Source organism: Candidatus Latescibacterota bacterium (assembly GCA_019038625.1).
GTDB lineage: Bacteria > Krumholzibacteriota > Krumholzibacteriia > Krumholzibacteriales > Krumholzibacteriaceae > JAGLYV01.
In genome coordinates, this window is record JAHOYU010000226.1 from 1 (window position 1) to 7,591 (window position 7,591).

At 50.8% G+C, this 7,591-nt stretch carries 5 protein-coding genes; 3 read left to right on the forward strand and 2 right to left on the reverse strand.

From position 1 onward, the window contains the following. Positions 1–828, reverse strand: an 828-nt coding sequence (locus KOO63_14740) for a hypothetical protein (protein ID MBU8923073.1), incomplete at its 3' end; no start/stop codon positions are given. Positions 829–1,270: 442 nt separating this feature from the next. On the opposite strand from KOO63_14740, the gene KOO63_14745 reads away from it, so the two are divergent. Together KOO63_14745 and KOO63_14750 are read left to right on the forward strand one after the other, a co-directional pair. Further along, complete coding sequence (locus tag KOO63_14745; GenBank protein MBU8923074.1) at positions 1,271–2,143, forward strand: hypothetical protein; 873 nt, start codon at positions 1,271–1,273, stop codon at positions 2,141–2,143. Positions 2,144–2,552: 409 nt separating this feature from the next. Then, positions 2,553–4,865 carry a T9SS type A sorting domain-containing protein gene (locus KOO63_14750; GenBank protein ID MBU8923075.1) on the forward strand — a complete coding sequence of 771 codons (2,313 nt, stop codon included), beginning with the start codon at positions 2,553–2,555 and terminating at the stop codon, positions 4,863–4,865. Positions 4,866–4,890: 25 nt separating this feature from the next. Here KOO63_14750 and KOO63_14755 read toward each other — a convergent pair whose 3' ends face one another. Further along, the gene (locus KOO63_14755; protein MBU8923076.1) at positions 4,891–6,294 is read right to left on the reverse strand and encodes a DUF438 domain-containing protein; all 1,404 of its coding nucleotides are present in this window, start codon (positions 6,292–6,294) and stop codon (positions 4,891–4,893) included. 182 nt (positions 6,295–6,476) lie between these two features. Between KOO63_14755 and KOO63_14760 the strand changes: the two genes are divergently transcribed. Continuing rightward, positions 6,477–7,591, forward strand: a 1,115-nt coding sequence (locus tag KOO63_14760; protein ID MBU8923077.1) for a S8 family serine peptidase, incomplete at its 3' end; no start/stop codon positions are given.

The window sequence follows — 7,591 nt, forward strand, 5'->3', positions numbered from 1 at the left end:
GCCGGAGGGACCGGGGCGGCACTGCCAGGCTATGACAGCGCCTCCCGATCCGTCTGGTGCTATCTCGTATTTACCCTGATATTCGGACTGTGCGCATACGGGGATCCCGTCGGTGGTCCACTGGGCCACTCCCAGAGAGTCGATCCGTTGAGCGTAGACGTTGTAAGTTATGGGGCGGTAGTCCTGCCAGATGATGATGGCGCCTCCCTCCCCGTCGTGCGCGATATCGGGATACCACGAGTAACTGGCGTGGGTGCAGACAGGCACACCTGCCGCCGCCCAAAGAGACGTTCCGTCGGCATCGAGTTTCTGAGCGTAGATATCCTGGTCGCCATCCGCCATAACCGACCATACGATGATCGTCCGGTCCATTTCATCAGATGTTACCCTGGCATCCCTCTCGGTACCGGGAATCGAACCGATCGGCACGCCATTCGCTGTCCAAAGGATATTACCACCGGCATCGAGTCTCTGGGCGAACAGTTGTACCCACCCCCATACGATAACGATTCCGCCGGCACCGTCGGAGACGATCCGTGGATTGTTATCCGAGCTGGAGTGCGATGATACCACCACGCCTTCGGGGTCCCACAGAAGAGCGCCGGTCGAATCGATCCTTTGAGCATAGATATCGTAGTTTCCGCTACGACTGTCCTGAAAGGTGATAAACGCGCCACCGCATCCGTCAGGAATCATTCTCTGGCCGGCCTGTGAGCTCTCATACGTGCAGACCCTTACTCCGTCCCAGGGCCAGTGGGCGTAGCCATTACCTGAGATGACCGGGGTGAGAAATACTATCACCGCGAATAGCTTAAACCTCGTTTTCATCTGAAATTCCCCTGTCTGATATTCCGGCCGACCGCATTGATATTATACTCGAATCCCGGGCACTTGTCGATTAATTAACAGATGGAGTACGGGCGATCGTGTAACATGGGGCTGCGGAAATAAAAAGGTAGTGAGGACGTAAAACGAGCCGCACCGAATGTTCCGAGACTCTTTCCCATCATCACATCTTCCGGGCTTTGTCCATTCAGCGCGGCTCTCGGGCTCTTTATTTATACGGCTCATCGGGGGTAGGGGTCAAAGATAGGCTCTTGCCCCCGAATGATGAAAAGTGGTGGGCAATACTGGACTCGAACCAGTGACCCACTGCGTGTGAAGTTGCATAACTGGAAATTGTGGATATACTATTCCTATAGGGGATTCTAATACCATTCTAAATCAAGCCCAGGTCGACCAGCCCGGATTGTATCAGGGAAAGCAGTTCATGAAAGCGCTCATCAAGCTATCGTTGATCATTGTCTTCTGTCTTAAACCGGCACAGATACCTGCCCAGGTTTATCCTTTTCCCCCACCGACCGCAAATTGTAGTGGATTCTACGAAGCCGTGCAATGCGATAAGATTGATATTTTTGTAACTTATAGTGCGAAGGAACCCGCCTACTGCTATTGGGAGGGAATCGATTGTAATCTGGACCCAGAGGGAGATATTTGCGATATACTGCAGACCTCTTTTGCTGATACCGGTACATACTCCCTGGCATTCCATGTCTATGATTGTGTGGGTCAACACGCCTCGTGCACCACATCAGTCCATGTAGTAGTTACGGAAGTCCCCCGGGTTTACATTTTCGATTGTGCCATACGGGCAAATGAAAACCTGGAATGTCCGGAAAAAGGCGCCTGGCGATATGAATGGACTATCAACTGGGAAGTTCATCCTTGTAATCCTGAACTCATCCCCAGTTTCGAGATATTGTTTCCGCTGAGCCAGCTTTATCCCAATTGTATTTGTGACGAGTTCAGCCATATATTCAATTGGGAGGATTCTATCGAAGCAGGATATTCGGCAGAGATCGTATGCGCCGATTCGACTTTCTCTGGTAGCGATGTATTGAGAATATTTCACAGCTCTGGCATATCCGATCCAGGCTATTATCTGATCTTTTACTTCTATTCAGACTATCCTCCTGTAACGAGGGAGTGGAACGCTGTCCTTCGTGAGACGCTTCATTTCAATATGGATAACTCATGCGGCTTCGCCGCTGAAGTACCAGATCTCCCTTGCGGTACTATTTCGACCGGTCCATCAAGCCTAGGAAGATTGAAACACCTCTATCAAGACGATGGCGGAAAGTAACACAAGACAATCCTATCACTCCCATTTATCCCATCCGCCTTACAATACTTGCACTTACTCACCAGTGTCATTCCATCTCCACCACTATCTGCCTCATCAAAAAATGGTGCCCTCCCAGTGCCCCCGCATGCTCCCTGGACATAATAAGGCCACCAGCTCTTACCACCTAATCCCCTATCCCTTTGATTTGTTTGAGAATAAATGGTTGGCGGCACAGGTGTTTTGGGTGTGTAATCTGTAGCTATAATATTAGCGTAGCTCTGCCAGGCATCTGACCAGCCCACCAGCACGGGGTTAAGTACCCTTGACAACGAATGCCTCTGTGATAGAATAGTATCGAGGAATCATTATATCTGACAAGCTATTCAGTTGGGAGTACGTAAAGTAATATAGCTAAAAGTGGGATTATATGTTTCGAATTAATAATACAGTATCTCTGCTGATACTGATGTTCGTATGTCTATCGACGGCCGCTTCTGCCCAGCTTCCGCCTACCGGTTACATCGGATTATATATCGATGAATCGAGGACTTCCTGCAACCTTGATCCTGGAGTGAGTGGTCAGGCTTTCTCGTTTTACATCTTCTGCCTTCCCTCTGAAAACGGCCTGATGTGTGCTGAGTTCGCCGTCTCGATCCCATCAGAGATCGTAATTTCGAATATCGTGGAAAACGAAGGTGTCTCGCTCACTTTGGGAGATCTGGCCGATGGCTTGGGTGTGTGTTTTCTTGAATGCCAAAATGACTGGGTTTATACGCACCGGGTCAATGCAATCGCTCAAAGCTCCACACCATCCGAGTTGCTGGTGGTCGGGCACGGCGAGACCGGTGACATTCAATTCGCTAACTGCGATGACAGCTTTCCACTCGAACCTGTATTCGTCAATCCAGGCATCGGGATAAACGGGCCGTGCGTGAACGACTCCGAGCCACCGGTGCTCGCAGAATTGACAGTGCCCGATTTGACGCACATGAGATTGACATTCGACGAAGAGATTATTGCACTCGATGCTGATATTCCAACCAACTACTTTGTCGTCAACAGCAACAATCAAGCTAACAGCATGGATATAAGTCGCGTGGTCGTAGAAAGCAGAGACCCTACCCGTGTCCTGCTCACCCTCGAAAGGGCGATGCGTGGCGACGAATCATATACACTTTTCGTGAATAGAGTCAGGGATAAAGCAGGAAACGAGATCCCGCCCTGGTCGTCAATCGATGTCGATTTGAATTTTGACATAATGCCGCCGGAGATCACTGGATTGGAAGTGCTCAGCGACTGGACACTCATCGTCCGGTTCTCTGAACCATTGATCCCGGAAACGGCAGAGGATCGGCTTCACTTTGCTATATATTGTGACGGAAGTGGTCACTCGATAGAAAAAGCCGAATATCTTTCTGCCTCTTCTTCGATAAGGGTATCTCTTAGAAACCAGTTAAAACAGAAGACCGTCTACTCTCTGCAAATGTGGGGAATGACCGATCTTGCTGGAAATGTCATCGTGAATTATCCATCCATTGCGTTCCGGGCCATCGACAAAGTTCCTCCGGAATTTCTCTCTGTTGTCGCTTTCGATCCAGACCACGTGACGTCACTGTTCGACGAACCACTCGATACACTGAGTTCCACAGATCCAGGCAATTACCGGATATTCGAATCTGGTAATCCGGAAACGACCGTGCCGATCATTTATGTTGAAATGCTTCAATTTGACAGGGTCAAGCTCGCTCTCGCCTATTCACTTGATGAAGACACCCCCTATTCTATTTTTGCTTCAGGAGTATCTGACGCCAGGGAAAACAGCATCACTATTGCAGGGATCACAGATATCGTACAAAGGCCTGATAACAGCGCTCCTTATCTCGTTGACATCGAATACATGAAGACCAGCATCCCCCCTCACTTCAAGCTCACTTTTAACGAGTATGTAGTAGACTGTAATAGTGCGAATGACTATATTTTCTACGATGCTGACCGACCAAACGGGTTCCACCTTTTCAAAGAGGTTTTCTGGATGAACGACAGTCTCACTGTGTTCGGTCAACTGTATGTGCCCCTTGACGAGGGAATAATACACTATCTAAGATTACCACGCCTTACGGACATGGAGGGAAACAGCGCCCCTGAAGGAAACAGGTTCCGTATTGAGATAAAGGATCCGGAAATCGCAATTCATTCTCTCGATTATGACAGAGGCGAAGTAGAGATATCCTGGCAACTGTCCAGAACCATAGACGACCTGAAATTTGTTGTAAGCAGATCGGAAGCGTCACAAGACGCCTTCTCGGAACTTCCGGCCGAGGGCCTGTCGAATGAAACCCTTTCTATCTCGTACATTGATCCGTCAACTGAACCTGGCAGATCTTACGTCTACAAAATAGACTACATTCTGGAAGATGAACGATTTAATTTTCTAATGACAAATGAAATCGGAATTCCTGATGTGGGATTTTCTCTTTATCAGAACTGGCCTAATCCGTTCAATCCCTCGACCATCCTGTTATGGAGCCAACCAGACGATGGCAATGCCCGGATAGAGATCTTCGACGTGGCAGGTCACCGAGTCGTTGTGCTGGAAAACGGATTCAGGCCAGCCGGAATCCACTCAGTCGAATGGGACGGAAATAACAGCTCCGGCAATAATATGAGTTCAGGGGTCTATTTCTGTCGATTGTCATACGGCGGGATGACCCGGACCAGAAAGATGGTTCTTCTCCGCTAGAACTCTCCTTTCATACCTTCGGCCACTACGTCCAGTTCAGCAGTCTTCGGTCACCCTCAAGGCTTCGAATGTGAGACACTTCCTGAGTGACCTCGAGGCAACCTCGATAGGTGCCATCTTTATCTCGTACTGCAAAATAGCGGATATTTATGAACATCCCTTTCATCTGCAGCCAGAATTCGGCCTCATCTTTTTCCCCGCTTTTGAAAGCTTTGAGGATCCTGTCAACGACATCAAGACTCGTCCGGGGATGGCAGTTCTGCACCTTTCGCCCGATCACCGCAGGAGTTCTGGGGAAAATGCGTTCTTTCGTCTGGCTGTAATAGACGACTTCGTCGTTCTCGTCCACCAGGGACATCTCGATTGGGAGATGGCACAGCATAAGGTTCAGAAGCTCCGGTGTCATATGGCCGACATCAAGATTGATATCTCCCGTGACAGGGTGATCGTGCCTGGCGTCGACGGTTTTGACCTGTGGCTCCCACTCCCCGTCGGGCTCGATCCAGCAGTAACCCAGCTCGTCCTGCCCCTCACCGACTCTCTTCCATTCTTCATCGCTGAGGACCTCGAGCGCCATCGGGATCAGGATTTTCTCCTCTTTCGTTATCATCTCGGTCACTTCAAGAGTCAGGGTCCTGAGAGTATCCTCACTTATCGGCTCCTCGCTTTCAGCCTTTCTGAAAAGATTCCTTATCTCGTCATGTTTGCCCCACATCACGCTCGAGGGGCCTGTTATCTCATGTTTTTCGAGCAGTGGAAAAAGCTGATTCTCTTTTCTGACGTAGTGAAGATCTATCGTTTTCAGATCGGCAAGTCTGGCAGCCATGTCCGGAGCGTTGAGATCCCGCAGTATCAAGGACACACGTTTTTCCAGCTCCCTGTTTTCCCGCAACATCGTCTGTACCGGATGTCCTGCCGGAACGCCGGGGATGCTTTGGTCTCGTAAGCCGTCACTGAAAATGCTCGAGTGAAGATTGCACATCCGCTGCACTTCCTCCACAGGCATACCGCCCTCGATCAATTCCTGCTCGACCTGGGTGAGTTCGTGAGCTCCGATATCATCAAGTATCGATGAGAATTCCGATTTCAGCGAATCGACACTCTCACCATCGTGAAGTCTGCGGATTATGTCCTTGATCACGCCATGCCTGTCTTTGCCCGCGGGACCGTCACTCCCGCGAGGCGGCGGCATAACCACTTCTTCGCCACTTTCCTTCTTTATTCTGGCTCCTATCTTCTCGAGAAGTTCCGCCGATTCGAACCCTCCGATCTCCGCGACCTTCTCAATATCGGCGAACTTGCCGACGGTCTTTCTCACGAGTTTGTTCTTAAGAAGCTTGTATTGGTCACATAAGGTGGGTAGATATTCCTCAAGAAACGGATAGCGGTCCAGAAGATCATCGATCCTCGTCTTTCCATCTATCATCATGACATGCCTCCTTTGTTCTCGTCTTCGTTCCTCCGGCAGCCTGAGTATATTCTATATCCGATTATTGTCAAAAGTAATATGCCGTATGCCTTTAACAATGACTGTTTCTGTGATATAATAGCAGTCTGGAACCCGTCAAGCAGGAATCCCCACCAGATACCAGCCGGGAACGAAAGGCCGCTATGTATAAATATCACGTCTTTATCTCGATAATGATTCTTCTGTTCGCTGGGCAGGTGTCGGCGGAAGTCCACGTAGATGGACGGATCGCCTGGGCGACGGACAAAGGCGTGGGGGAATCGTCTTTTTTCATGGGTTCGCTGCGCTTCACGGAAAAGCCGGGCGGCCAGGAATTCCAGATCCTGAACGACCTTGGCGTCGAATTCTTTGATTACGGACAGGGGCGTGTCGGAAGCCGGACGATCTTTCCAGCGAAGATCCCATTCGGTGTCATCGACAGGCTTAAGAACCTTGATTTTCTTGTCTCCATCGAGAGCGCGCGCAGGCGCCGGACGCCACCGCTGGCAGAAAGCAGGCCGCAGGTGGAAGCAGATCTTGCCTGGCTGGTCGCCGCCCCCGAAGGAGGGACACTGTCGGGCAAGGGCGTCATTATCTGCGACATCGATACAGGCGTTAACTACCTGCATTCCAACTTCTTTAAGCTCAGCGGCGAGACTTTCGACTGGCTGGATGTCGATATGAGCGGGACCCTCACCGCCGGAGACGCTGTCGACCTCGACGACAACGGCTTATCGGACGCGGGGGAGGCACTCCTCTGGCGTGAAAGCGCTGGAACGAGCACTTACGGAAATAACGGCTCCGAATACGACACCAATCTGGATTTTCTATATAATGACGCTAACAGCAGCGGTACACGAGACTACGGGCCGCCTACGTTCGGCGAGAACGATCCCTGTTATGGAGAGCGGATATTCCTCACGGATGACGCTAACGACAACGGATATCTTGACCCCGGAGAGACTCTTCTTGCATTGGGGCAGACGCGGATCAGAGCGATCTATAACAAGGACGGCAGCATTCACAGGCGGGGTATAGACCTGCTCGACTCCGAGACAGACGCATGGGGACATGGCACCCAGGTATCCGGGATATTCGGTGGAGGCTGGGTCGGGCTGCACGCGATGAGTGGCGTGGCCCCGGGCATAGAGAGCATACACGTCGATTATGACTTTGCCGCCGAACCACCCTTCCTGATTCCCATTGAGGCCGGGCTTGCGTGGGCTGTCGGAGAAGGCGCCGATATCGTTCTGATAGAGGATGGCGAATGGGTCTGGGA